Annotated in this window: 22 protein-coding genes and 1 tRNA gene; 13 read left to right on the top strand and 10 right to left on the bottom strand. The window is 68.9% G+C overall.

What is annotated here, in order from left to right; genetic code table 11:
* Position 1 precedes the first annotated feature (1 nt).
* Together bioF and bioB are read right to left on the bottom strand one after the other, a co-directional pair.
* Positions 2-1,180, bottom strand: a complete 1,179-nt coding sequence (gene bioF / locus FHQ07_RS08795; protein ID WP_139716452.1) for an 8-amino-7-oxononanoate synthase — start codon at positions 1,178-1,180, stop codon at positions 2-4.
* A gap of 3 nt (positions 1,181-1,183) precedes the next feature.
* On the bottom strand, positions 1,184-2,218 hold the full coding sequence (gene bioB, locus FHQ07_RS08790; RefSeq protein ID WP_139716451.1) for a biotin synthase BioB: 1,035 nt from the start codon (positions 2,216-2,218) through the stop codon (positions 1,184-1,186).
* 49 nt (positions 2,219-2,267) lie between these two features.
* On the opposite strand from bioB, the gene FHQ07_RS08785 reads away from it, so the two are divergent.
* Positions 2,268-2,993 carry a ComFC family protein gene (locus tag FHQ07_RS08785; RefSeq protein WP_139716450.1) on the top strand — a complete coding sequence of 242 codons (726 nt, stop codon included), beginning with the start codon at positions 2,268-2,270 and terminating at the stop codon, positions 2,991-2,993.
* Positions 2,994-2,996: 3 nt separating this feature from the next.
* On the opposite strand, the gene ubiA is transcribed toward FHQ07_RS08785, so the two are convergent.
* Positions 2,997-3,902 (bottom strand): 4-hydroxybenzoate octaprenyltransferase, encoded by a 906-nt coding sequence (gene ubiA, locus FHQ07_RS08780; RefSeq protein ID WP_139716449.1) that lies wholly within the window; start codon positions 3,900-3,902, stop codon positions 2,997-2,999.
* 78 nt (positions 3,903-3,980) lie between these two features.
* Between ubiA and FHQ07_RS08775 the strand changes: the two genes are divergently transcribed.
* Positions 3,981-4,057: transfer RNA gene (locus tag FHQ07_RS08775), tRNA-Arg, on the top strand.
* A gap of 213 nt (positions 4,058-4,270) precedes the next feature.
* Here the strand turns inward: FHQ07_RS08775 and FHQ07_RS08770 are convergent.
* The 5 genes from FHQ07_RS08770 to FHQ07_RS08750 all read right to left on the bottom strand — a co-directional run bounded on the left by FHQ07_RS08770 (position 4,271) and on the right by FHQ07_RS08750 (position 14,255).
* Entirely contained in the window at positions 4,271-5,902 is a 1,632-nt protein-coding gene (locus FHQ07_RS08770; protein ID WP_240703454.1) for a M4 family metallopeptidase, read from the bottom strand.
* 31 nt (positions 5,903-5,933) lie between these two features.
* Positions 5,934-6,521, bottom strand: a complete 588-nt coding sequence (locus tag FHQ07_RS08765) for a hypothetical protein (protein ID WP_139716448.1) — start codon at positions 6,519-6,521, stop codon at positions 5,934-5,936.
* On the bottom strand, positions 6,518-6,955 hold the full coding sequence (locus FHQ07_RS08760) for an EF-hand domain-containing protein (protein ID WP_139716447.1): 438 nt from the start codon (positions 6,953-6,955) through the stop codon (positions 6,518-6,520). Before FHQ07_RS08760 ends, FHQ07_RS08765 begins: the two co-directional genes overlap by 4 nt.
* A complete protein-coding gene (locus FHQ07_RS08755) occupies positions 6,952-8,157 on the bottom strand; it encodes a TIGR03032 family protein (RefSeq protein WP_139716446.1) in 1,206 nt (401 codons plus the stop codon). The genes FHQ07_RS08760 and FHQ07_RS08755 overlap by 4 nt, the downstream gene beginning before the upstream one ends.
* 65 nt (positions 8,158-8,222) lie before the next feature.
* The gene (locus FHQ07_RS08750; protein WP_206202309.1) at positions 8,223-14,255 is read right to left on the bottom strand and encodes a hypothetical protein; all 6,033 of its coding nucleotides are present in this window, start codon (positions 14,253-14,255) and stop codon (positions 8,223-8,225) included.
* A gap of 486 nt (positions 14,256-14,741) precedes the next feature.
* Here FHQ07_RS08750 and FHQ07_RS08745 point away from each other — a divergent pair, with 486 nt between their 5' ends.
* The 7 genes from FHQ07_RS08745 (at position 14,742) to FHQ07_RS08715 (ending at position 19,443) form a co-directional block, all read left to right on the top strand.
* Entirely contained in the window at positions 14,742-15,260 is a 519-nt protein-coding gene (locus FHQ07_RS08745; RefSeq protein ID WP_139716444.1) for a c-type cytochrome, read from the top strand.
* Positions 15,261-15,351: 91 nt separating this feature from the next.
* Positions 15,352-16,011 (top strand): alpha/beta hydrolase, encoded by a 660-nt coding sequence (locus tag FHQ07_RS08740; protein WP_139716443.1) that lies wholly within the window; start codon positions 15,352-15,354, stop codon positions 16,009-16,011.
* Positions 16,008-17,108 carry a cell division protein ZapE gene (gene zapE / locus FHQ07_RS08735; protein WP_139716442.1) on the top strand — a complete coding sequence of 367 codons (1,101 nt, stop codon included), beginning with the start codon at positions 16,008-16,010 and terminating at the stop codon, positions 17,106-17,108. The genes FHQ07_RS08740 and zapE overlap by 4 nt, the downstream gene beginning before the upstream one ends.
* 128 nt (positions 17,109-17,236) lie before the next feature.
* Positions 17,237-17,671: a hypothetical protein gene (locus FHQ07_RS08730; RefSeq protein ID WP_139716441.1), complete on the top strand. Its 435-nt coding sequence runs from the start codon at positions 17,237-17,239 to the stop codon at positions 17,669-17,671.
* A 19-nt stretch (positions 17,672-17,690) separates the two neighbouring features.
* Positions 17,691-18,503 (top strand): NADPH-dependent 7-cyano-7-deazaguanine reductase QueF, encoded by an 813-nt coding sequence (gene queF, locus FHQ07_RS08725; RefSeq protein ID WP_139716440.1) that lies wholly within the window; start codon positions 17,691-17,693, stop codon positions 18,501-18,503.
* A gap of 89 nt (positions 18,504-18,592) precedes the next feature.
* Positions 18,593-18,907, top strand: a complete 315-nt coding sequence (locus FHQ07_RS08720; RefSeq protein ID WP_139716439.1) for a LysM peptidoglycan-binding domain-containing protein — start codon at positions 18,593-18,595, stop codon at positions 18,905-18,907.
* A 41-nt stretch (positions 18,908-18,948) separates the two neighbouring features.
* A complete protein-coding gene (locus tag FHQ07_RS08715; RefSeq protein WP_139716438.1) occupies positions 18,949-19,443 on the top strand; it encodes a hypothetical protein in 495 nt (164 codons plus the stop codon).
* Positions 19,444-19,507: 64 nt separating this feature from the next.
* On the opposite strand, the gene FHQ07_RS08710 is transcribed toward FHQ07_RS08715, so the two are convergent.
* Positions 19,508-20,041, bottom strand: coding sequence for a hypothetical protein (locus tag FHQ07_RS08710; RefSeq protein ID WP_139716437.1), 534 nt, complete (start codon positions 20,039-20,041; stop codon positions 19,508-19,510).
* A 180-nt stretch (positions 20,042-20,221) separates the two neighbouring features.
* Between FHQ07_RS08710 and FHQ07_RS08705 the strand changes: the two genes are divergently transcribed.
* A complete protein-coding gene (locus FHQ07_RS08705) occupies positions 20,222-22,444 on the top strand; it encodes an NADP-dependent isocitrate dehydrogenase (RefSeq protein ID WP_139716436.1) in 2,223 nt (740 codons plus the stop codon).
* A 49-nt stretch (positions 22,445-22,493) separates the two neighbouring features.
* Positions 22,494-23,363, top strand: a complete 870-nt coding sequence (locus FHQ07_RS08700; RefSeq protein ID WP_139716435.1) for a class I SAM-dependent methyltransferase — start codon at positions 22,494-22,496, stop codon at positions 23,361-23,363.
* Positions 23,364-23,377: 14 nt separating this feature from the next.
* Here the strand turns inward: FHQ07_RS08700 and FHQ07_RS08695 are convergent, their stop codons facing one another.
* Complete coding sequence (locus tag FHQ07_RS08695) at positions 23,378-23,782, bottom strand: hypothetical protein (RefSeq protein ID WP_139716434.1); 405 nt, start codon at positions 23,780-23,782, stop codon at positions 23,378-23,380.
* 18 nt (positions 23,783-23,800) lie between these two features.
* Here FHQ07_RS08695 and FHQ07_RS08690 point away from each other — a divergent pair, with 18 nt between their 5' ends.
* Both FHQ07_RS08690 and FHQ07_RS08685 read left to right on the top strand, forming a co-directional pair.
* Positions 23,801-24,733: a LysR substrate-binding domain-containing protein gene (locus FHQ07_RS08690; RefSeq protein WP_139716433.1), complete on the top strand. Its 933-nt coding sequence runs from the start codon at positions 23,801-23,803 to the stop codon at positions 24,731-24,733.
* Between the two features lie 3 nt (positions 24,734-24,736).
* A complete protein-coding gene (locus FHQ07_RS08685; protein ID WP_139716432.1) occupies positions 24,737-25,273 on the top strand; it encodes a pseudouridine synthase in 537 nt (178 codons plus the stop codon).

Raw genomic sequence — 25,273 nt, 5'->3', positions numbered from 1 at the left:
CTCATGCCATCACCCGGTCGCGCGCGCGTGCCAATGCATCCAGCAGGCCTTCGACTTGCGCGGTTTCGTGCGCGGCGCTGAGCGTGATGCGCAGGCGCGCGCTGCCTTCCGGCACGGTCGGCGGCCGGATCGGCGCGACCCAGCAGCCTTGGTCTTCCAGCGCAGCCGCCATCGCCAGCGCCTGCGCATCGCTGCCGACCAACAAGGGCTGGATCGGCGTATCGGACGGCATCAGCGCCAGGCCGCGCGCCTGTGCGCCGGCCTTCAATCGTTCGATGTTGGCGTTCAGGCGTTCGCGCAGGCCGTCGCCCGTGCGCGCGATGCGCACCGCCTCGCGCGTGGCCGCGACCTGCGCCGGCGGCAGCGCGGTAGTGTAGATGTAGGGCCGCGCGGTTTCCGCGAGATGGCCGATGAGATCGGCATCGCCGATCACGGCGGCACCGGCACCACCAAGCGCCTTGCCGAAGGTGACCAGCCGCAGGGGAACTGCGTCCGATGCGAGTCCGGCGTGATCGACACTGCCTCGCCCCGCCTCGCCTAGCACGCCGACACCATGCGCATCGTCGATGTACAGCGCGGCCTGTTGCGCGCGCGCGACCCGCGCCAGTTCGCCGAGCGGCGCGACATCGCCATCCATCGAGAACACCCCGTCGCTGGACAGCAGCGCGGCGCCGCCGGCCTGCGTCGCCAGCTGGCGCGCGGCGCCTTCGGCATCGGCATGCGGATAGCGCTTGAACACGCAGCCGCCCAGCCGCGCCGCGTCGATCAACGACGCATGGTTGAGCTTGTCCTGCACGCACAGGTCGCCATCGCCCAGCAGCGCCTGCAGCACCGCCAGGTTGGCCATGTAGCCGCTGCCGAACAGCAGCGCGCGCGGCGCCTGCAGCCAGTCGGCGAGTTCGCGCTCGAGTGCCGCATGCTGTTCGCCGTGCCCGCAGACCAGGTGCGAGGCGGTCGCGCCCGCGCCTTCGCCGGCGGCATCGCGCAACGCCGCGATCACCTGCGGATGCTGCGACAGGCCGAGGTAATCGTTGCTGCAGAAATTCACTACCTCGCGGCCATCGACGCTGCAGCGCACGCCTTCGCGCCGCGCCACCGTGCGCGCGTGGCGACGGCGATGCGCGGCCTCGCGCTGCGCGCGCGCGGCGATCGCGCGTGCCTGCAGGCTTTCACGCGACATCGCTCAAGCCGCTTCGGTGATGCCGGCGTGGACCGTGGTGGTGCAGGCGTCGATGCTGTCGTCCTTCGCGTTCTCCACCCGCATCGGGCGCAGGCCCAGGCGCGCGAACAGCGCCATGTCGCGTTCGGTATCCGGATTGCCGGTGGTCAGCAATTTTTCGCCGTAGAAGATCGAATTCGCGCCGGCGGCGAAGCACAGCGCCTGCAGTTCATCGCTCATCGTCTCGCGACCGGCGGACAAGCGCACCATCGACGCCGGCATCAGGATGCGGGCGACGGCGATACTGCGCACGAACTCGAACGGATCCAGTTCGACCGTGCCGTGCAGCGGCGTGCCTTCGACCTGCACCAGCCGGTTGATCGGCACCGAGTCCGGATGCGCAGGCAAATTCGCCAGCGTCTGCAGCAGGCCGGCGCGCTGGCGGCGCGATTCGCCCATGCCGACGATGCCGCCGCAGCAGGTCTTCATGCCGGCATCGCGCACGTGCGAGAGCGTGTCGAAACGATCCTGCATTTCGCGGGTATGGATGATGTCGCCGTAGAACTCGGGATCGGTATCGAGGTTGTGGTTGTAGTAATCGAGGCCGGCCGCCTTCAGCGCCTGCGCCTGCTCGCCCGACAGCATGCCGAGGGTGGCGCAGGTCTCAAGGCCGAGCGCCTTCACCTCGCGGATCATCGCCGCCACCTTGGGCACGTCGCGGTCCTTCGGCGAACGCCAGGCCGCGCCCATGCAGAAGCGCGAGGCGCCGGCGGCCTTGGCCTGCCTGGCCTTCTCGACCACTGCTTCGGTTTCCATCAGCTTGGTCGCATCGACGCCGGTGTGGTAGCGCGCGGCCTGCGGGCAATACCCGCAATCCTCCGGGCAGCCGCCGGTCTTCACCGACAGCAGGGTGCTGACCTGCACCTCGGCCGGATCGAAATGCAGGCGGTGCGCGCTGCCGGCGCGATGCAGCAGCTCCGGCAGGGGCAGGTCGAACAGGGCTTCGACCTCGGCGCGCGACCAGTCGTGGCGGATAGGGAATTCAGTGATGGCAGGCATAGGGATTCCCCGACAGACGTGCGGCGACGAAGCCGGCAGTCTGGAATGCATGGCCGGCACCGTCAACCGATCTCTCCCCGGAAAAGTTGACGGCTGCCTGGCCGCTCCTTTGCCCTGGCTGTTCGCCCTGCGCTGCCTGGTCTGCGGCGAGCGCGGGTCGCGGGGCCTCGACCTGTGCGCGGCCTGCCACGCCGCCCTGCCCTGGCAAGGACCGGCCTGCCGGCGTTGCGCCCTGCCGTTGCCGCAGCCGGGCATCTGCGGGGACTGCCTGCAACGGCCTCCTCCGCTGGATCGGGCGCATGCCGCATTCGACTACGCCTTCCCGCTGGATCGCTTGCTGCCGCGGCTGAAATTCCACGGCGACTTCGCCGCCGGCCGGGTACTGGCGCAGGCCATGGCCGAACGTTGCGCATTGCTGCCGCGCCCCGAAGCCATCATCCCGCTGCCGCTGCACCGCGCGCGCCTGCGCCGGCGCGGCTACGACCAGGCGCTGGAGTTGGCGGTGCCGCTGGCGCGCGCATTGCGGCTGCCGCTGCTTGGCGGCGCGCTGCGCCGATCCAAGACCACCACCGCGCAATCGCGGCTGGATGCCGCAGCCCGGCAGCGCAACCTGCGCGACGCCTTCGTCGTCGCCGATCGCGCCACGCTGCCCGCGCATGTCGTGCTGGTGGACGACGTGATGACCACCGGCGCGACCCTGCATGCGGCCGCGCGGGCCTTGCGCGCGGCGGGCGTGCAGCGGGTGGATGCCTGGGTCTGCGCGCGGGTGGCGTGACGCTCAGCGGAAGGCGAAATCCGCGGCGATCCCGGCGAAGATCGCCATCCCCGTCCAGTTGTTGTGCAGGAAGGCGCGGAAGCAGGCATCGCGCCGGCGGGTGCGGGCGATGGCGAATTCGTAGCCCACCAATACCGCGGCAAGCGCCAGCCCCACCCAGTACCAGTACTGCATCTGCAGCTCGCGCCCGACCAGCGCCAGTGCGAAGAACATGCAGCCGTACAGCACGCCCTGCGCGACCAGGTCCATCTCGCCGAACAGGATCGCGGTGGATTTCGCGCCCATGCGGATGTCGTCGTCGCGGTCGACCATCGCGTACCAGGTGTCGTAGGCGGTGGCCCAGAAGATGTTGGCCAGGTACAGCACCCAGGCCACCGGCGGCACCGAGCCGGTGAGCGCGGCGAAGCCCATCGGGATGCCCCATCCGAACGCCATACCGAGGTAGACCTGCGGCAGGTAGGTATAGCGCTTGAGGTAGGGATAGCTGGCGGCGAGCAGCACGCCGACCACGCTCATCCAGATCGTCAGGCGGTTCAGCGTGAGCACCAGCGCGAACGCGAGCAGCATCAGCGCCGCGAACACGGCCAGCGCCTCGCGCCCCGATACGGCGCCGGTCGCCAGCGGCCGCGATTTGGTGCGCTCGACGTTCGGATCCAGCCAGCGGTCGGCGTAGTCGTTGATCACGCACCCGGCGGAACGGGTGAGCCACACGCCCAGCGAGAACACCAGCAGCGGCCAGATCGGCGGGACGCCCTTCGCCGCGGCCCACAGGCCCCACCAGGTCGGCCACAGCAGCAGCAGCCAGCCGATCGGCCGATCGGCGCGCACCAGTTTCCAGTACTGGCGCAAGCGTTCGCGCCAGCGCGGTTCGGGTGCGGGAATCGGCTGGGAATCGCGTTCGTAGGCCATGCGCCTAGCCTAGCAGCGGCGCGGCGGCAGGCAATCGTGCGAGAATGCGCGTCCGCGATGCAGGTCATCGCACGGCACGCGCCCGTAGCTCAGCCGGATAGAGTAGTGGCTTCCGAAGCCATTGGTCGGGGGTTCGAATCCCTCCGGGCGCGCCATCTTCGATGTCGCTTCGTCGTGATTGAACAGACATTCGTCTGTTGGAAGCGGGCCGGCCTTCGCGCACAGCGCTCAGGCGCTCACCGATGCGCGAACCTGCGGTTCGCATGCGCATCGACTCGCCCCTCCGGGCGCGTCGCCTTCGATGTCGCTTCGATCCAAACGAAACGGCCCGCTTGCGCGGGCCGTTCGCGTTCCTGCCGCGGGTCGGGTCAGTTGACGTTGACCGCGCTCCACGCCGCCTTGACCGCATTGGTCTGCGCCGAAGCGCCGCCGTACAGGTCGGTCGAGGCGCTGATGGTGGCCGCGCGGGCACCGGCGTAGTTGGTGCTGGAGGTCATGTACACGGTCAGCGCGCGGTACCAGATCTTCTGCGCCGCGGCGCGGCCGATGCCGGTGATCGCGGTGTTGCCGTTGCAGACCAGCGCCGCCGGGCTCAGGTTGGCCCAGCTGCCGGCGCCGAAGCCGGCCGGCACCACCGCGCCTTCGGCGAGCAGGTAGAAGAAGTGGTTGCCGATGCCGGAGCCGCCGTGCACTTCGAAGGTCGGCGTGGTCGCCGGGTCGTAGCAATCCTGCGAGTAGTTGTCCAGGGTCGGCTTGAACATGTAGCGGATCGCCTTGCTCATGTTCGCGTTGTTCGCGTACAGCTCTTCGCCGATCACGTAGTCGCCCGGATCGTTCGCGTTGTTGGCGTAGTACTCGACCATGGTGCCGAAGATGTCCGAGGTGGACTCGTTCAGCGAACCGGACTCGCCGCTGTAGATCAGGTCGGCGGAACGGCTGGTCACGCCGTGCGACATCTCGTGGCCGGCGATGTCCAGCGCGACCAGCGGCAGGATGGTGGCGCCGTTGTCGCCGTCGCCGAAGGTCATGCAGAAGCAGCTGTCGCTCCACGAGGCATTGGCGTAGTTGCGGCCGTAGTGGACGCGGCTGACCGCACCCTGGCCGTCGTTGGCGATGCCGGAGCGGCCGTGCACGTTCTTGTAGTAGTCCCAGGTGGTGGCCACGCCGTAGTGGGCGTCGGCGGCGGCGGTCTGCGCATTGCTGACCAGGTTGTTGCCCCAGATGTTGGTGGTGCCGGAGAACACGCTGCCCATGCCGGCGGTCTTCATCGCCATGTTGTTGGTGGCGCCGCCGCCGCGGGTCATGTCGACCATCTGGTAGGTGCTGCCGCACTTGGTGGTGTTCAGGACCACGTCGCCTTCGGTCAGCGACTTGCCGGTGCCGACCGCGGCCACGGCGCCAGAGCAAGCGTTGCCGCCCGGGCCCGGCTTCGCGGTCTGCACTTCGTCCCACTGGTCGAGCACGCTGCCGTTGCGCGCATCGACGAAATAATGCATTTCGGTTTCGGTCTGGTCGGCCTTGATGCCCTTGAACACGACTTCATGGGCGAGCACCGGGCTGGCGCCGCGGGCGTAGACCACCAGGCGCGAGCTCGGGGCGCCCTGGAAATGGCTGCCGAAGCGGCTGCCGGCTTCGACGATGGCCTGGTCGGAGGTCACCACCGGCTTCAGCGACGGGCGCGCTGCGCTGCGCAGGGTCTGGCTGATCTTGCCGACCTTGCCGTTGCGCGACTGCACCACGAAATCGCCGCCGATCACCGGCAGGCCGTTGTAGTTGCGCTGGTAGCGCACGTGCTCGGTGCCGTCGGCGTCGACCACCGCGTCGCGGGCGACGAAGCTGTCGGCATTGGCGCGATGCAGCGCCGCCGCGGCGGGTCCCGCGACCAGCGCATTGGCGCGGGCGATGGCGGCGGAGCGCTGGTTGCCGGCCGCATCCGCGGAACCCGACATGGCAAGCCCGGAAACGATGGCGAGGCTCAACAGGGACATCTGGACGTTCATGGCGCGATTCTCCGTGGGTGTTCCGTGGTGATCAGGACCGGACGTTGCCGCGCCGGCTTGCGGGTTGGATGCGGGATGGATCGTGTTGTTGCGCGCCGCGCACGGCCACTGCCGGGCCGCGCACCGGTGCCGGCGGCAGCAATTCGGCGCCGTCGAAATAGGACACGCGCAATTGCAGGCCGCGCGGCGAATAGCCGATGAAGGTGGCGTCGAACGACGGTTCGTGCGCGCGCCGGTAGGCGGCGGCGATCTTGCCGTTCTCGACTTCGAGCAGGATGCCGAGGCTCTCCGGCCGTTCGCGCGCGGCGTTGTAGTCCTGCAGGACCTGCTTGGCGCGCAGGTAGAACGGCAGTTCCTGGTGGTGGCCGCGCAGGCTCTTGGCGAAATACTGGCGGTAGTAGTGCATCGGCTGGCGCAGCCGCGGCAGCACCTTGACCACCGCGGTGCCGACGCCGCACAGCGTGCCGGCTTCGTCGCGGGCGATGCAGACCGCCTGCAAGGCGCGCGCGGCCGCGGCGGCATCGTCGCCGATGGCCTTGTTGTCGCGCCAGAACGCCATCAGTTCCTGCGCCAGTTCGGGCGTGACCTGCTTCCAGACCGGGACGATCTCGATCTTCACTTCGCGGCGCCCTTGGCTTCCTGCGGCGCCAGCGTCTGCACCAGCTTCACGTATTCGGGGAAGGCCAGCTTGCCGTCCTTGTTGGCATCGAACACCGACATCTGCGGCGCGCTCTTGCCGGCGTTCTTGACCAGCAACAGGCCGCCGTACTCGCCGGGGTCGATCGCGCCGTTCTTGTTGGCATCCACCGTGGCGAACTGGTGGCGCAGGCGCGCCTGCATCTCGGCGGTGCGCTGCACCTGCTGCCAGCCGGCGCGGAACTCCGGCAGGGACAGGCTGCCGTTGCGATCCTTGTCCCAGGCGCCGAACGCCTCGGCCGCCGGATCCGCCGCTGGCCTGGCCTGTGGCGCTGCCGCCGGCTTCGCCGCCTGCGCCCACGCCTGCGAGGCAGGCAAGGCAAGCAGCAGGCAGAACAGGATGCGGGCGTGGTTCATGCGGCGGGCGCCTCCGGCGGCAGGTCGGATTCGAAGGTGATCAGGTCGCGGATCTCGGGGGTGCGCAGGCCGATCATCATCGGGTTCTTCACGTTCGGCAGGAAGGCGATGTCGAAGATCTCGGTGATGTCGCCCTCGAAGCGGATCCAGTTGGTCACGTCGCCATTGGCCAGCGACACGATCTGCACCCCGCACCACGGCTCGGCATCCCGCTTCTTCAGTTCCTCGTCCAGCTGCAGGCCCTCGAAGCGCTGGTTGCGCGGCTTCGACAGGCCGACCGCGGCGACGTTGCCGATGATCGACAGGCCGCGGGCGAAGCCCGGCACGAAGGTATGCGGCACGAATTTCTTGGTGGCGAAGTCCACCCAACCCAAATGGCCGGTGCCGGCATTGAGCAGCCACAGCTTGCCGTTGTGCCAGCGCGGCGAGTGCGGCATCGACAGCCCTTCGCAGACGACCTCGTCGGTCTCGACGTCGATCACCACGCCGCCGTCCTGGCGGCGGTCGCGCCAGCCGTCGACGCTGTCGCTCCTGCAGACCGCGGTCACGTACTTGGCCTTGCCGTCGACCATCGCCAGCCCGTTGAGGTGGCAACGGTCTTCCGGCGCGAGCTTGCTGATGAACTTCGGCTTCCACACCGCCTTGAAGCTGTGGGTCTGGCTCAGCTCGGCCAGGCAGGAATACTTGGTGTTGACGAAGATGACCTTGCCGTTGGCCTGGATGCCGAGCTCGTGGATGTCCAGGTCGCCGATGGTCTGCGCGTTGCGCGGCACGTAGCACTTGTCGAACTGGCCGTGGATGACCTCGTTCGGGCGCAGCACGTTCTCGAACCGCCACAGCTGGTACAGGCCGCCCAGGTAGATCCGCTGCGCGTTGCCGACCACGCCCATCGCGCGCTCGAAGATGCGCTCGAAGAACGACACCCGGCCCTGCTTGTCGCTGCCGACCAGGTAGATGCGGCCCGACTGGTAGGAGGTGATCGCCAGCGACAGCTTGTGCTGGCCCAGCCATCCGGCCAGGCCGCGCGAGCAGCCCTTCTCGACCTTCAGCTTGGTCAGGTCGCGCGGCGGCTTGCCGGCATTGGCCGGCGCGGGCGCGGCGGCGGCGGCTTCAACACCGACCGCGTCCAGTCCCGTGTCCAGTTCGGGCTTGTCGTTGCCGTCCTGGGTCGGACCTGGGTCCGGGGTTTTCTCTGTCGACACTTAACCGGGTACTCCGACTACTTTGAACGGCGGACCCGGCGTTTTGGCCGGGCCCGCGCCCTGCTTTACCAGGCGAAGCGAATGACCGCCTGCCCGCCCACCGTGCTCTTGAATGCGCCGCCATCGACCCAGTTGGCGCCGAGGGTGAAGCCCCAGCCGCCGGTCTGCACGCCCAGGCCCAGTTCGGCCATGGTGCTGGTGCCTTCGGTGCTGGTGCTGCCGAAGAAGTTGTCGGCGACGGTGTAACCCATCTCGCCATCGAACTCGCGGATCGCGTTGATCGAGCCGTACGGGGTCCAGCGGACGTTGCCGGACTGGAAGGTCTTGCTGACCTCCACGCCCAGGCGGGCGCGCTCGGACGTGCCGCCATGGCCTTCGAAGACGGCGCGGTCGGCATGGATGGCGCGGACGTCCTGGACCTCGGTGCGGGTGTACTGCAACTGCGGCACCACCGACAGCCCGCCCAGCGTCCACTGGTAACCGGCTTCGAGGTTCCATGCGCCGGTGTGGGCGCGGGTTTCCTGCTGGCCGGCCGCCGAGGCCGAGCGCACGTCCACCGCCATCCAGCGGCCGGACACGTCGACGTAGAAGCCCTGCGGCGCGAACCAGGTGGCGTACAGGCCCCAGGTCATGCCGTCCATGCGATTGCTGCCGATGCCGGCACCGGTCAGGCGCTGGCGGCCATCGGCGGTGCCGACGGTGAGGCCGGCGTGGAAGTTGCCGAACAGGTTGGCATTGACCCCGACTTCACGGCCCCAGGTGCTGAGGTCGTAGTCGAAGTTGCCGCCCTGGCCGAAGTTGGCCGCCACGTGGTCCGGATTGACGTCGCCTTCGCTGGTGTAGGTGCGGAAGAACGCGCTCATCACCTTGCCGGCGTCGCCGTACGGGTTCACGCCCATGCGCTGCTTGAAGGTGCCGACCTGCGCGTTGAGCATGCCGGCCGCGCCGGACGCGACGTTCGCGGCGATGGTGCCGGTGTCGTTCAGCCCGACCACGTCCAGGTTGATCGAGAACACGTCGGCGGCGGTGTTGGCGGTATTGATCTGGCTGCTGACGGTGAGCGCGAGGTCGAGGAAATTGGCCTGCTCGTTGTAGCCGATCATCTGCCCGCCGACGAAATTGCCGGCCACCGAGGTCCCGCTCACCCGCGCGAACACCGCCGAGTGATGGGCGCTGGTCGGCATGCCGGCGAACACGACGTTGACCGACTGCACGGCGTTGGCGGCCACGTTGCCGTTCACCTGCAGCTGGTCGGCGCTGTTGTTCGCCAGGTTCAGGTCGAGGTTGAGGCCGCCGGTGCCGGCCAGGGTGCCGGCCAGGGTCAGCTTGTCGTCGGTCGCGCCGTCGAGGAAATCGACCAGGCCGGCATTGGTGAAGGTGCCGCCGCCCATGTCGATCGAGCTGTTGCCGAGCGCCTTGACCGTGTTGACGTTGTTGAACGTGTTGGTGCCGGCGCCCATGGTCACCGCGCCGCCGTTCAGGCGGAAGCTGCCGGCGTTGACGATGCCGTCGTTGCCGTCGCCGAACGCGATCACGCCGCCGGTGCCGATCGTGACCACGCCGCCGGCGAGGTTGGTGAGGGTGTCGTTGCCGTCGCCGAAGTCGCTGCTCAGGGTGCCGGCCACGTCCCACACGCCGCCGCTGCGGTTGTTGAAGACGTCGTTGCCGCCCAGCAGGGAGATCGCGCCGTAGAGATGGCCGCTGTTGTTGATGGTGTCGACCGCGTCGCTGCCGATCACGGCGAACGCATCGCCATCGCTGCCGTCGACGCTGATCGAGCCGGTCGCGGCGTTGTTCAGCGTGCTGTGCCCGTACAGCGATTCCATCAGCACCGCGGCCGCAATCCCGCCGTCGTCGGCGCTTGCCGAGACATGGCCCGCGTTGTTGACGGTCACGTCGCCGTAGGCGTGCGCGAAGATGCCGTAGGCGTGGCTGGGCGCCGCGGCATGGATGTCGCCGGTGCTGGTGTTGACGACCGTGACGTCTCCCAGGTACGACTGCGCCGCGATGCCATAGGCACCGTAGGCGCCGGTCGACTCGATCGAGCCGCCGTTGGAGACCGTGGTGTTGCCAGCGACCGAGTAGCCGGTCACGCCGATCGCGGTGCCGTAGGTCGAGCTGGCGACGATGTCGCCCGTGTTCGCGGCCACCACGTCGCCGAGGCCGCTGTAGGCCTGGATGCCGACGCCGCCGCCGTAGACGCCCTCCACGCTGATGCTGCCGGCATTGCTCACCGACACGTCGCCGTATTCCGAGCGTCCCTCGATGCCGATCGCGACCAGCAGCGCGGAGGCTTCGATGTCGCTGGTGGCCGAAGTGCTGACCGTGGTGCCGTAGAGCGAACGGGCGATGATGCCGGTCGCGTAGTAGTAGCCGTCCGCGAGGACGCTGCCGGAGTTGCCGACCTGGGCATACGCGCCGCGGGCGAGGATGCCGTAAGCCGCATCGCCCACGTAGGGGGTATCCGGGAAATCAGACGCCGTGATGTCGCCGGCGTTGACTACCGTGGCCGTGCCGTAGTCCGCGCGGGCGAAGATGCCCACTGCCGTGCCCGCAGACACCACGTCGATGCTGCCGCTGCTGCTATTGCTGATGCCGACGTCGCCGCCGTTCGAGCGCGCGAAGATGCCGACGCCCTGCGAATAGCCGTAGCCTTCGATGGCACCGGCGTTGCCGATGCCGACATCGCCGGTTTCGGACACGGCGAGGATGCCGGTGCCATAGCCGAGGTAGGAGTAGAAGCCGATCTCGCCGGTCGCGGTGTTGTTGACGTGCACGTCGCCGCCGGTCGAGACCGCGAACACGCCGTAGGCGTACTTGCCGTCGGCGTACAGCGAGCCGCTGTTGACCACGCCCACGCCCTGCTGGCCCTGCGCGTCCACCGCGCGCGCCGGCGCGGCCAGGATGCCTTCGTTGCTGACCGAGACCGAGCCGCTGTTGTTCACCGCCGCGTAGCCGTTGCCGGCGAACGCCAGCAGGCCGTAGCTGCCGTAGTACTTGCTGCCGGCGGTGCTGGCTTCGACGTTCACGTCGCCGGAGTTGATCACCATCGCGTCGCCCGCGAACGACAGGGCCGCCGCGCCGTAGCCGGTCCCGCCCGAGGTCACCGCGATCGTGCCGCTGGTGTTGATGCCCGCATCGCCGTCCGCCGACACCACGATGCCGAACGCGCCGTAGCCGTTGCCGACGTACTGGGAGGCGGTGATGTCGCCGGCATTGGTCACGCTGGCGGTGCCGTACAGGCCGCTCGCGGTCGCGGCGATGCCGCTGGCCCCGAAGATGCCGTCGGCGACGATGTCGCCGCTGTTGCTCACCCCGACGTGCGCGCCTTCGCCGTTGCTGGTCGCGTTGATGCCGGTCGCCACCTGGGTGCCGGTATAGACGTAGTAGGCGGTGTAGGTGTCGGGGTTGTAATAGGCCGCGCTGTGCAGGCCCGAGCCGGCGACGATGTCGCCGCTGTTGCTGATGCCGATGTCGCCGCCGGACTGCACCTCGATGCCGGTGACGTAGCCGCCCTGCACCTCGATGTCGCCGCTGTTGGCGACGGTCGCGCCGCCTTCGCCGCCGGTCGCGTAGATGCCGAAGGCATGCTCGCCCGGCGCGTAGGCGACGACGCCGCCCGCGTTGTCGGCGAACGAATAGGCGTAGACCTGGTAGAAGCCCGAGCTGCTGGCGCTGATGTCGCCGCTGTTGCTGACCGCCACCGAATCCGAGCCCTGCGCCTCGATGCCGGCCGACCACGCGTAGCCGTAGGTCTCGATCGCGCCCGAGTTCGCCACCTCGACGTCCGCGCCCGAGGCGAAGATGCCGTCGGCAAGGCCGTAGTAGGACACCGCGCTGATGGCGCCGCTGTTCTGGACGCCGGCGTCGCCCGCCACCGAATAGGCGTAGATGCCGATCGCATCGCCGTAGATGGAACCGGCGTAGACGTCGCCGCTGTTGTGGACCACGGCGTCGCCATAGGCGACGACCGCGCTGATGCCGGTGGCGCCGGCGTACAGGCCCACCGCCTCGATCCCGCTGGCGTTGTCGACCACCGCATAGCCGAACAGCGCCTGCGCGTCGATGCCGGTGGCTTCGCCCAGCGCCCAGGCGCTGATGCTGCCGCCGGTGTTGTGCACCACGGTGCCGTAGTACGAGCTCGCCGCGATGCCGGTGGCGTAGTACAAGCCGAGCGCGTCGATGCTGCCGGAATTGCTGACGCCGACATAGGCGCCGCGCGCGAGGATGCCGTAGGCGACGTCGCCGACGAAGCCGTTCACGCCCTCCACGCCCGCGTAGATGTCGCCGCTGTTGTCGACCAGGGCGGTGCCGTAGTCGGCGCGCGCGAACACGCCCACCGCGGCGTCGCCGCCGGTGATCGCCGAGATCGAGCCGCTGTTGGAGACGCTCACGTCGCCCGCATACGACAGCCCGAACACGCCTACCGACTGGCCGTAGGCATAGCCCGCGATCGTGCCGCCGGCATTGTCGATATCGGCATCGCCCTGGGCGATGCCCAGCACGCCGAAGCCGTTGCCAAGATAGGAATAGAACCCGATCTCGCCGCCGGCGTGGTTGGTCACCTCCACGTCGCCGCCGGAGGACTGCGCGAACACGCCGTAGGCGTACTTGCCGTTCGCGTACAGCGAACCGCTGTTGTCGACCGTCACACCCTGCTGGCCCTGCGCGTCCACCGCGCGGGTCGAGACGGCGAGGATGCCCGCCGAGTACGCGGACACGTTGCCGCTGTTGTCCACGTGCGCCTCGCCGTTGCCGGCGAAGGCCAGGATGCCGGTCGCGCCGTAGTAGCCGGTCGCGGTGGCGACCACGCCGACGTCGCCCGAATTCGTCACGCTGGCGTCGCCCGCGAACGACAGCGCCGCCAGGCCGTTGGCCACGCCGCCCGAGTAGACCTCGATGTCGCCGCTGTTGTCGATCGAGCCGTCGCCGTCCGCCGACACCACGATGCCGTACGCGCCGTAGCCGTACTTCTGGTTCTGCGAGACCGCGATGTCGCCGCTGTTCTCCACGCTCGCGGTGCCGCCCAGCCCGCTCGCGGTCGCGGCGATGCCGCTGGCCCCGAAGATGCCGTCGGCGCTGATGTCGCCGCTGTTGCTCACCCCGACGTGCGCGCCTTCGCCGTTGCTGGTCGCGTTGATGCCGGTCGCGACCTGGGTGCCGTAGTAGTAGGTGTAGTAGTTGGTGCCGTTGTAGTACGTGTTCAGGCCCGAGCCGGCGACGATGTCGCCGCTGTTGTCGATGCTGATGTCGCCGCCGGACTGCACCTCGATGCCGACGACGTAGCCGCCCTGCACCTCGATGTCGCCGCTGTTGGCGACGGTCGCGCCGCCTTCGCCGGCGGTCGCGTAGATGCCGAACGCCTGGCCGCCGGCCGAGTAGCCGACCACGTCGCCGTAGCCATCCACCGCCTGCACGAACGCGCCGGTGGTGGCATTGATGTCGCCGCTGTTGTCGACCGAGACCGAATCGCTGCCCTGCGCCTCGATGCCCGCCGACCAGGTGTAGCCGTAGCTTTCGATCGCGCCCGAGTTCGTCACCCCGACGTCCGCGCCCGAGGCGAAGATGCCGTCGGCGATGCCGACATAGGAATAGGCCGTGATCGCGCCTGCGTTGTCGATCGCGACATCGCCGCTCAGCGAGTAGCCGTAGATGCCGATCGCGCTGCCCAACACCGAGCCGGCATACAGCTCGCCGTCTGCGGTATTGGTGATCGTGACCGTGCCGTAATCGCTGTAGCCGCTGATCGCGCTGACGTCGTACTTGAAGTCGCTTTCGCTGATCGGGTCGGCGTTGTAGATGCTGATGTCGCCCGGATCGGATTCGTGGATCGCCAGCGCCGCGAACGAGGGCGGCGCGACCGCCAGGATGGCGCCGTCGCGGACCACGGTCAGGTCGGCGACCGGGGTGGCATCGACCACCATCGCGCCGTGGCTCATCTTGCCTTGGGCGGCGAATGCGGGGCTGGCGGCACCGAATGCCAGGGCTGCGACGGATGCGGCCAACGCCATGCGCACCGCGCGGGTCATTGGAGCGACCTTGATCTTGCGGCTGCCCCGCGTGCTGGCCGACCCGCCCGAATGCTTCATGCCGCTCATATAACCCCCAAGGTCCGAAACGTTAGAGATGCCTGGATCGATGCGGAAAACCCGTCCCACCAGTGCCAATGCACCGACACGACCCCATAGGTTTCCCCGAATGCAACGATGCCCGCCGTACCCCAGCGAAAATGCGGGCGAAGATTAGTGTTATCGCCATCACGGAACGGACTTGTCAACGGTCAATTTCAAATCGGCCGGGAAAACAAGGACTTGCCCCGGCGGTTGGTTTCACCTGCAAACAACGCACCGCGCATTCATGTTGCATCGCGGCGAAAACATACCGCACGGTATGTCCTCGCTTCGCCGAGCTTCGATATTCCGGGGATGCCGGGGGGTCGGACGACCCGGCCAAGCCCATCCCGGTGCCGGCCGGGTGGCGGCCACTGCCGGCCGGCCTGGTGGCCGCGATCTCGCGCCATTGCGCCGGTTCTGGAATAATCCGCGGTTTGACGGCTGCGGCCGGACGACTTTGCAGGGTGGCTCGTGCGTAATTACGACCTGGAATTCCTCAAGCATTTCTCGATGGTGATCGCCTTCCTGGCGGCGGTGACCCTGGGATTGATCCTGTTCGCGCACCATCTGAACGGCACCGTGCAGCACGCGCCCGACCCGGCCGCGAAGCAGCGCGTGCTCGACCGCATCGCCCCGACCGGCGAGGTCTATGCCGGCGCCACCGGCGCCGCGGCGCAGGCGGATGCGCTGAAAGCGGCCGCGGCGGCCGCGGCATCGCAGGTGGCCTACGGCGGCACCACCGACGGCAAGACCATCTTCGGCAACCTGTGCACCGGCTGCCACACCTCCGGCGCCGGCGGCGCGCCCAAGCTGGATGCGGCCGGGATCGGCGCGCGGGTGGCCGCACAGGGCGTGGACGAGCTGGTGAAGAAGGCGATTTCCGGCTTCACCGGCAGCACCGGCGTGATGCCGGCCAAGGGCGGCAACCCGGCGCTGACCGACGAACAGGTCAAGGCCACGGTCGAGTGGATGGTTTCGCAAAGCAAGTAAGCGCCCACCCATCGCCCCGCACCAACGCCGCCTGCGGGCGGCGTTGTCGTTTCCGCAGCCGGCATAACGCCAGCTGCGGCATCATGTGCCGATGACGACCGCCCCAGCCGTAGACTCGCCGCTGTTCCTGCCCGGCCCGGCCGGACGGATCGAAGCGGCGCTGGATCCGCCCGAAGCGGACGTCGAGGCGCGTCCGCTGCTGGCGATCGTCTGCCATCCGCTGCCGACCGAAGGCGGGACCATGCACAACAAGGTGGTGACGATGGCCGCGCGCGCCCTGCGCGAATGCGGCGCGACCACCCTGCGCTTCAATTTCCGCGGTGCCGGCCAGTCCGAGGGCCGCTTCGACGACGGCGACGGCGAGCTCGACGACCTGCGCGCGGTCGCCGCCTGGGCGCGCGAACGGCACCCCGGCAAGGCCGTCTGGCTGGCCGGCTTCAGTTTCGGCGCGTATGTGTCGCTGCGGCTGGCGGTCGAGCTGCGCGCCGCCGCATTGATCTCGATCGCCCCGCCGGTCGGCCGCAGCTGGGACTTCTCCGCCATCGCCGTCCCCACCATGCCGTGGCTGGTGATCCAGGGCGATGCCGACGAGATCGTCGACCCGCAGGCGGTATACGCCTGGATCGCCGCGCTGCCGCGGCAACCGCAACTGCTGCGGATGCCGGACACCAGCCACTTCTTCCACCGCAAGCTGATGGACCTGCGCGGCGCGCTGAGGCACGGCGTGCGCGACTGGCTGCCGGCGGCATGACCGAAGGCGGGCGTCCCTCGCAACGCTACGCCGGCGGCGTGGCGCATGGCGACTGGTTGCACGATCCGGCGCAGCAGCAGGCCCTGGGCGAGCTCGACCGCATCCACGACGCCCTGCTGCAACCGGCTCCGGCGCCGGGGCCGTTCGCCCGCCTGTTCGGCGCGCAGGCGCCGCCAGCGCCGCGCGGGCTGTACCTGTGGGGCGGGGTCGGCCGCGGCAAGACCTTCCTGATCGACCTGTTCTTCGACGGGCTGCCGCTGCGCGAGAAGCGCCGCACCCATTTCCATCGCTTCATGCGCGAGGTGCACGAACGCCTGCGCGAGCACGCCGGCGAACGCGATCCGCTGGCCGCGATCGCCAGGCAATGGCGCGAAACCCTGCGCGTCCTGGTGCTGGACGAATTCTTCGTCAGCGACATCGGCGACGCGATGCTGCTCGGCCGCCTGCTCGAGCGCCTGTTCGCCGAAGGCATCGTGCTGGTGACCAGTTCCAATGCCGCGCCTCCGGACCTGTACAAGGACGGCCTGCAGCGCGCGTGCTTCCTGCCCGCGATCGCGCTGCTGGAACGCCAGTGCGCCGTCGTCCATCTCGACGGCGACCACGATTACCGCCTGCGCGCGCTGACCCGTTCGCCGGTGTATCGCGCGCCGCTGGACGCGCAGTCCGAGGCCTGGTTGGGCGAACGCTGGCATGCGCTGGGCGGCGACGATGCGCATGTCGATGCCGGCATCGTCATCGATGGCCGCCGCATCCCGGTGCGCGCGCGCTGCAAGGGCCTGTGCTGGTTCGATTTCGCCGCGCTGTGCGAGGGCCCGCGCGGCAACGCCGACTACATCGAGATCGCGCGCGAATTCCACACCGTGCTGGTCGGCGGCATCCCGCGCATGGACGGCAACCGCGACGATGCCGCACGCCGCTTCGTGCACCTGGTCGACGAACTCTACGACCGCCACGTCAACCTGGTCTGCACCGCGGACGCCGCGCCCACCGCGCTGTATGCCGGCGAACGCCTGCTGGCCGCGTTCGAGCGCACCGCGTCGCGGCTGATCGAGATGCAGTCCGCGGACTACCTGGCGCTGGAGCACCGCGGCGGATGAGCGGTGGCGCTGAACGGCGACTGTCCGCCGGCCTGCGACGGCGATGGCCCTGAACTAGAATGCGCGACCACCCGGGCCGCAGCGATGGCCCCGATTTCCAGAGGATTGCGATGAACTCGACTTTGCGAATGCTGGCGACCGCCCTGGTCCTGCTGACGGTAGCGGGCTGCAATCGGCAGGGCCCGGACGTGCCGCACGCCGTGGACGACAACAAGACGGTCGACGAGTACGGCGATGGCGTGCAGCCGGTGACGGTCAATCCGGATGCGGCCAAGGCCGGCGCCGCGGTCGACGGACAGGGCGCGATCTCCACCCCGGCGCAGGAGTTCGCCGTCGGGCAGACGATCTACATCTCGGTGCCCACCAAGTTCGGCCGCAAGCAGGGCGAGCGGCTGGACGTGTTCTGGTTCCACGACGACGGCCGCACCCGCAAGGAAGACCGCAAGGTCATCGCCGGCGCGTACACCGTGTTCGAGATGATCGCCAAGGACCCCGGCCCGTACAACGTCGAGGTGGACGCCAACGACCGCCCGATCGCGCTGGTGCAGTTCACCATCAAGTAAGCGCCCCGGCGACCCGCACATGCCCGCCATCGAGCATTCGCCGCTCGGCCGCGAAGTCGCCTATCCGCAGCGCTTCGACGCCGGCCTGCTGTATCCGATCCCGCGCGCGCAGGGCCGCGCCGCGCTCGGCATCGCTGGCGCGGCCCTGCCCTTCGTCGGCAACGATCGCTGGCATGCCTACGAACTGTCGTGGCTGGATGCGCGCGGCAAGCCGCAGGTGGCGACCGCGACCTTCGAGGTGCCGGCGGATTCGCCGAACCTGATCGAATCGAAATCCTTCAAGCTGTACCTGAATTCCTGCAACGCCGCGCGTTTCCCCGGCGCCGATGCCTTGCGCATGCAGGTCGAAGCCGACCTCTCGGCCGCGGCCGGCGCGCCGGTGTCGATGGCGTTCGGGCTGCCGGCGATGCGCGCGGGCGAAGGCGACAGCATCGACGCGCTCGAAATCGACATCGACCGCTACGGCCCACCGGACGCCTCGCAGCTTGCGGCGGATGCGGCGGACGATGTCGCCGAAACCCTCGCCAGCGCCTTGCTGAAATCCAATTGCCCGGTCACCGGCCAGCCCGACTGGGCCGACCTCGCGATCGCCTATTCCGGCCCGCGCATCGACCGCGCCGGCCTGCTGCGCTACCTGGTCAGCTTCCGCGACCACGCCGAATTCCACGAGCAATGCGTGGAACGCATCTTCATCGACCTGATGGCGCGTTGCCGGCCGCGGTCGCTGTCCGTGCAGGCGCGCTATACCCGCCGCGGCGGGCTGGACATCAATCCCTGGCGGGCCACGCCGGGAGAGCCCGCGCCTGCGGCGAACCGCAGCGAACGCCAGTAGGCCGTTCAAGCCGTCGCAATGCGGCCTTAACACTCGGCGTGGCAGTGTCGCGCCGTGCGGACCGCCTGTCCGCGTCCACGAGACCTGCAATGAGCAACGGCAAACCCGATTTTTCCAATGTACAAGGCAGCGTGCAGAGTACCGGGGAAATCAAACCGGATTTCTCCAATGTCGAGTCGAAAGTCACCTCAACGGCCCAGATCAACGAGGGCGGTGGCGGCGGCGGCGGCGAGCAGACCTATACCGTGGCGAAGGGCGACACCCTGTCGCACATCGCCAAGGAGCTCTACGGCAAGGCCGGCAAATGGCACGCCATCTATGACGCAAACCGCGACGTGATCGGCGACAACCCCGACAAGATCTACCCCGGCCAGGTGTTGAAGATCCCGGCCATCGAAGACTGACGCGCCTGCGTCCATCACCCTCCGAATTCCAAGGAATGCACATGAAGATCAACCGTCTCCACCTGGCCGTGCTGGCCGCGATGCTGGGCAGTGCGGCGCTGGCCGGCTGCAAGAAGAAGGAAGAACCGGCACCGCTGCCGCCGGCCGCCGAAACCACGCCGGCCCCGGCACCGGCACCGGCGGCGATGCCGGCCACCACCTCGGTCAACAGCGTCGACCTGGGCAACGCGGTCGGCGCCGACATGCGGGTGACCGCGCCGATGACCAGCTTCACGCCGAAGGACACCATCATCGCCGCGGTGTCCACCGGCACCAGCGATCCGGCCGCCTCGGTCGCCGGCAAGCTCGGCGCGAAGTGGACCCACGTGGACAGTAACCAGACCGTGCACGAGGAAAGCAAGGACATCACCTTCGCCGGCGACAATGTCACCGACTTCCAGATCAGCAAGCCGGACGGCTGGCCGACCGGCAAGTACAAGGTCGAGATCTCGCTGGACGGCAACGTGGTGCAGACCCGCGAGTTCGAGGTCAAGTAAGACCTCGCCTTCCGCACGGACGCGGAGCATGGGGGCGCGGCGCGAGCCGCGCCCTTTTCATTGGCTAGGGCACCGGCGTGGCGGCCTTGCGGTACAGCCCGTCGAAGCTCACGCCCCAGGTCTTGCCGTCGTCGGTCGAGGTTTCCCACAGCTGGCGCACGCTGCCGTCGGCATTCGGCGTCCAGGTGATGCGTTCGCGCTGGGTCAGCCCGGTCTGCGCGTTCGGCTTGTCCTGCACGCCTTCCAGCACCATCGCCTTGTCGACCAGCCCTCCCTTCAGGTGCAGGCGGTTGCCGCCGTTGTCGACCCAGTACTGCTCCCACTGGCCGGTCTGCGCGTTGTAGAGGTTGAAGCTCTCGCCGATGCTGCCACCGGCGCCGAACCAGTGCTCGTGGATCACGCACTGGTTGAGCCGGGACTCGATGCGGCTGCGTCCCACCTGCTTGCCCTTCGGGCCGGCGACGTCCCATTCGCCGACCCAGAAATCGAATTGCCGGTGTTGCGTGTCCATGCAGGGCGGTGGCGGCTTGGCCGGTTGTTGGGCAATGGATGGCGCCGCGGCGAGCAGCAGCGCGGCGAGCAGCAGGCGCATCGGCATCGTAGTGGTTCCCCGTGGTCGTCGCGCCATCCTGCACCGATCCGCCCGGCGCCGCCATGCGGACTCCATCGGATCGGTGTGCCGGGTTTGTGCCCAATCTCGGCCGCCGCGGCCTGCTTTGCCCGAACCGCCGCGAAGCCCGACAATGGCGCTCTTTACGCCCGCGACCGAGCCCCCGCCATGTCCAAGATCCTCTACACGCTCACCGACGAAGCGCCGTTCCTGGCCACCGCGTCCTTCCTGCCGATCGTGCAGGCCTATGCCGGCACCGCCGGCGTCGACGTGCAGACCCGCGACATCTCGCTGGCGGCGCGCATCCTGGCCCAGTTCAACGACCTGCTGCCGGCGGAGCAGCGCGTGGCCGACGACCTGCGCGAACTCGGCGAACTGGCGAAGACGCCGGAAGCCAACATCATCAAGCTGCCCAACATCAGCGCCTCGGTGCCGCAGCTGAAGGCGGCGATCGCCGAACTGCAGGCCAAGGGTTACGCCCTGCCCGACTACGTGGACGAGCCGCAGGGCGAGCGCGAGAAGGACATCAAGGCGCGCTACGCCAAGGCGATGGGCAGCGCGGTCAACCCGGTGCTGCGCGAGGGCAATTCCGACCGCCGCGCGCCGAAGGCGGTGAAGGCCTATGCGCGCAAGCATCCGCACCGGATGGGCAAGTGGGAATACGGCTCCAAGTCGCACGTGGCGCACATGGAGGCGGGCGACTTCTACGGCAGCGAACAGTCGTACACGATGGTCAACCCGGGCATGCTGCGCATCGAATACACCAGCGTTACCGGCAGCAGCTTCCCGCTGCGCGCGCCGGTCAAGGTGCAGGCCGGCGAAGTGATCGACGCCGCGGTGATGGACGTGGCCGCGCTGGCCGCGTTCGTCGATGCGCAGATCGCCGATGCCAAGGCGCGCGGCGTGCTGTTCTCGCTACACCTGAAGGCGACCATGATGAAGGTCAGCGACCCGATCCTGTTCGGCATCGTGGTGTCGCGCTTCTACGCGCCGGTGCTGGAGAAGCACCCGCGCACGATGGCCGAAATCGGCTTCGATCCCAACAACGGCATCGGCGACCTGTACGCCAAGCTCGGCCAGCTGCCGGAAGCGCAGCGCATGGGCATCGAGGCCGACATCGCCGCGCTGTACGCGCAGCGCCCGCAGCTTGCGATGGTCAATTCCGACAAGGGCATCACCAACCTGCACGTGCCCAGCGACGTGATCGTCGATGCCTCCATGCCGGCGATGATCCGCGACAGCGGCAAGATGTGGAATGCCGCCGGCGAATTGCAGGACACCAAGGCGGTGATCCCGGACCGCAACTACGCCGGCATCTACCAGGCGGTGATCGACGACTGCCGCGAACACGGCGCGTTCGATCCGGCGACGATGGGCAGCGTGCCGAACGTGGGCCTGATGGCGCAGGCTGCCGAGGAATACGGCAGCCACGACAAGACCTTCAAGATCGCCGGCGACGGCACCGTGCGCGTGATCGACGAACACGGCACCGTGCTGCTGCAGCACCCGGTCAAGGCCGGCGACATCTGGCGCATGTGCCAGACCAAGGACGCGCCGATCCGCGACTGGGTGAAGCTGGCGGTGAGCCGCGCGCGCCTGTCCAACACGCCCGTCGTGTTCTGGCTGGATCCGCGCCGCGACCACGACCGCGGCCTGACCGCCAAGGTCGCGATGTACCTCAACGAGCACGACACCACCGGCCTCGACATCAGCATCATGAGCCCGATCCGCGCGATGCGGCATTCGCTCAAGCGCATCCGCGAAGGCCTGGACACCATCGCCGCCACCGGCAACGTGCTGCGCGACTACCTGACCGACCTGTTCCCGATCATGGAACTGGGCACCAGCGCGAAGATGCTCTCGATCGTGCCGCTGATGAACGGCGGCGGCCTGTTCGAGACCGGCGCCGGCGGCAGCGCGCCCAAGCACGTGCAGCAGTTCGTCGCCGAGGATTACCTGCGCTGGGATTCGCTGGGCGAATTCCTCGCGCTGGCCGCCTCGTTCGAACACCTGGCCAACACCACCGGCAATGCGCGCGCGCAGGTGCTGGCGGATGCGCTGGACGCGGCCAACGCCAAGTTCCTCGACGAAGACCGCTCGCCTGGCCGCAAGCTGGGCACCATCGACAACCGCGGCAGCCATTTCTACATCGCGCTGTACTGGGCGCAGGCGCTGGCCGAGCAGACCGCCGATGCCGAGCTTGCGGCGAAGTTCGCGCCGCTGGCGGAAGCGCTGGCGGGCAACGAGGCGAAGATCGTCGAGGAACTGATCGCGGTGCAGGGCAAGCCGGTGGACATCGGCGGTTACTACCAGCCCGAGATGGCGAAGCTGTCGGCGGCAATGCGCCCGAGCGCGACCCTCAACGCCGCGTTGGCCACGCTCGCCGGCTGATGCCCCGCGGTTTAGGCTGGCACTCCCGTTGATCGCGCGGAGTGCCGCCATGTCCCGTTTGCTCGCCCTCGCGCTGTGTGGCGCCCTGCTTGGCTGTGCCAGCGCGCCTGAACCCGCAGCCACCTCGCCCGCGCCCAAGCGCGCCCCCGGCGCCGCGCTGGATGCCGCGCTGGATGCCGCGCTGGATGCCGCGCTGGATGCCGCGCTGGCCGGCGACTGGCGGCGCCCGCAGGACGTCTTGCGCGACCGCTTCCGCCATCCCGGGCAGACCCTGGCGTTCTTCGGCGTGCAGCCGGACCAGACCGTCATCGAGATCACCCCGGGCGGCGGCTGGTACGCCGACATCCTCGCGCCCTACCTGCGCGCGCGCGGCCACTACGTCGGCGCGCAACCGGCGGCCGCAGCGGACAGCGCCGGCGGCACGCGCAACGCCGCGCTGCGCGAACAGTTCGCCGGCAACGCCGCGGTGTATGGCGGCGCCGAACTGCGCACGTTCGATCCTGCCGCGCCGGACTTCGGACCGGCGGCATCGGCGGACACCGTGCTGACCTTCCGCAACGTCCACAACTGGGTCTCCGCCGGCAATGCCGATGCGTACTTCCGCGCGTTCTTCGCCGTGCTCAAGCCCGGCGGCACGCTGGGCGTGGTCGACCATCGCGCCAAGGCCGGCGCCACGCTCGAGGCGATGAAGAAGAGCGGCTACCTGACCGAAGCGCTGGTGATCGCCCTGGCGCAGCGGGCCGGTTTCCAGCTGGTCGCCGGCAGCGAGGCCAACGCCAATCCGCTGGACGGCACCGACCACCCGAATGGCGTGTGGACCTTGCCGCCGACCAATCGCCACGACGCGTCCGACGATGCGAAATACCAGGCGATCGGCGAAAGCGACCGCATGACCCTGCGCTTCCGCAAGCCCGGCTGAGCCGCCGCGCGGGTTCAGCGGCGCACGCGGCCGTTGGCCATGGCATCGTCGTTGGCCGCCCCGCCCAGCGGCTCGAACGACTCGCCGCGGTCTAGGTTGTGGCCGGCGTGCATCGGCCGGCCGCCGAGCAAGGCGAGGCGCCCGATCGCACTCGAGTCTTCCGCGGCCGCGGCCTGGCCGGACCGGTGCTGGCCGCCATCCCCCGCGAATCCGCGCGCGGGCGGGCTCGCGGCGTCCTCGGGATGGACGAAATGGCCCTGCAGGAACATCAGGCCCTTGAACATGTCGTTGAGCTGGCGCATCGCGGTCTCCATCGGCGGCGGGATCCACGCTTGCAATCCCGTTTGAATGGAGCACAAGATAAAATCGACGATCCGGCTCAAAAAGCGACATTTCTGCACAACCGTGTTGAATTTCATTCAACCTGAGCCGTGGCCATGAGCCGCCCGCCGCTGCATGCGTTGCAGGGCTTCGTGGCCACCGCGCGGGCGCGCAACCTGTCGCGCGCGGCCGAGCAACTGCACCTGACCACCAGTGCGCTCAGCCACCAGATCAAGGGCCTGGAGGAGCGCATCGGCCAGCGCCTGTTCGTGCGCAATGCGCGCGGGGTGAGCCTGACCGCGGACGGCCAGCAGTTGTACGAGCGCATCGCCGCGCACCTGGACGGAATCGAGAACGCGCTGCGTCCGTACCGCAGCCGCCGCGGCGACGTGCTCAGCCTGACCCTGATGCCTTCGTTCGCCAACGGCTGGCTGGTGCCGCGCCTGCCGCGCTTCCTGGCCGCCCACCCGCAACTCGAGCTCAACCTGCAGTCGAGCATCGAACTGGTCGATTTCGACAGGGACGGCGCGCTCGATGCCGGCCTGCGCTACGGCCCCGGGCATTGGCCCGGTCTCGAAGCGGTGCATCTGTTCGACGACTGGATCGCACCCACGGCGAGCCCCGGATTGATCGCCCGCCTGGGTCGGCCGACGCTGCAGACGCTCGGCGATTACCCCCTGCTCGGCGCGCCCGGCGGCCGCTGGAGCGACTGGTTCGCGCAGTTCGGCGGCAGCGCGCCGCAGCGTTTCGTCGCCAATTTCGACGACACCGAGGCGCTGCATCGCGCGGCCGGCGAAGGCCTCGGCATCGCGCTCGGGCGGCTGACGATGGCGCGCCCGCTGATCGAGGCCGGCCGCCTGCAGCTGCTGTTCCCGCAACGGCTGAAATCCGACTACGCGCATTACCTGGTGCTGCCGCCGCGTTCGCGCGAACACGCGGGGCTCGCCGCGTTCCGCGCCTGGTTGCTGGAGGAAGCGCATGCCTACGCGCGCGAACTGGCGAAGCCGGCAGCGGCGAAACCCGCGAGGCCGCGGCCCGGGAAACGGTGACGCATGCTGATCGCCTTCAACAAACCGTATGGCGTGCTCTGCCAGTTCACCGACCGCAGCACGCCGCCGCGCCCGACGCTCGCGCAATTCGGCTTGCCGGCCGGCGTGTATCCCGCCGGCCGCCTCGATTTCGATTCCGAAGGCCTGCTGCTGCTCACCGACGACGGCGCGCTGGCCCATCGGCTGACCGATCCGAAGCACAAGCAGCCCAAGACCTACTGGGTGCAAGTCGAGGGCGAGCCGCGCGACGAGCAACTGCGTGCGCTGCGCGATGGGGTGATGCTCAACGATGGCCCGACGCTGCCCGCGCAGGCCTCGCGCATCGATGCGCCCGCGCTGTGGCCGCGCGATCCGCCGGTGCGCTTCCGCAAGACGGTGCCGGATGCCTGGCTCGAACTGGCCATGCGCGAAGGCCGCAACCGGCAGGTGCGGCGCATGACCGCCGCGGTCGGATTGCCGACGCTGCGGCTGGTGCGCGTCGCGATCGGCGCGCATCGGCTCGATGGGCTGACGCCAGGCCATTGGCGCGAGTGCGGCTGA

This window comes from Thermomonas aquatica (assembly GCF_006337105.1).
Classification (GTDB): Bacteria; Pseudomonadota; Gammaproteobacteria; order Xanthomonadales; family Xanthomonadaceae; genus Thermomonas; species Thermomonas aquatica.
Note: the sequence above shows the minus strand (reverse complement) of the source record. Positions and strands in the feature narration are given on the sequence as shown.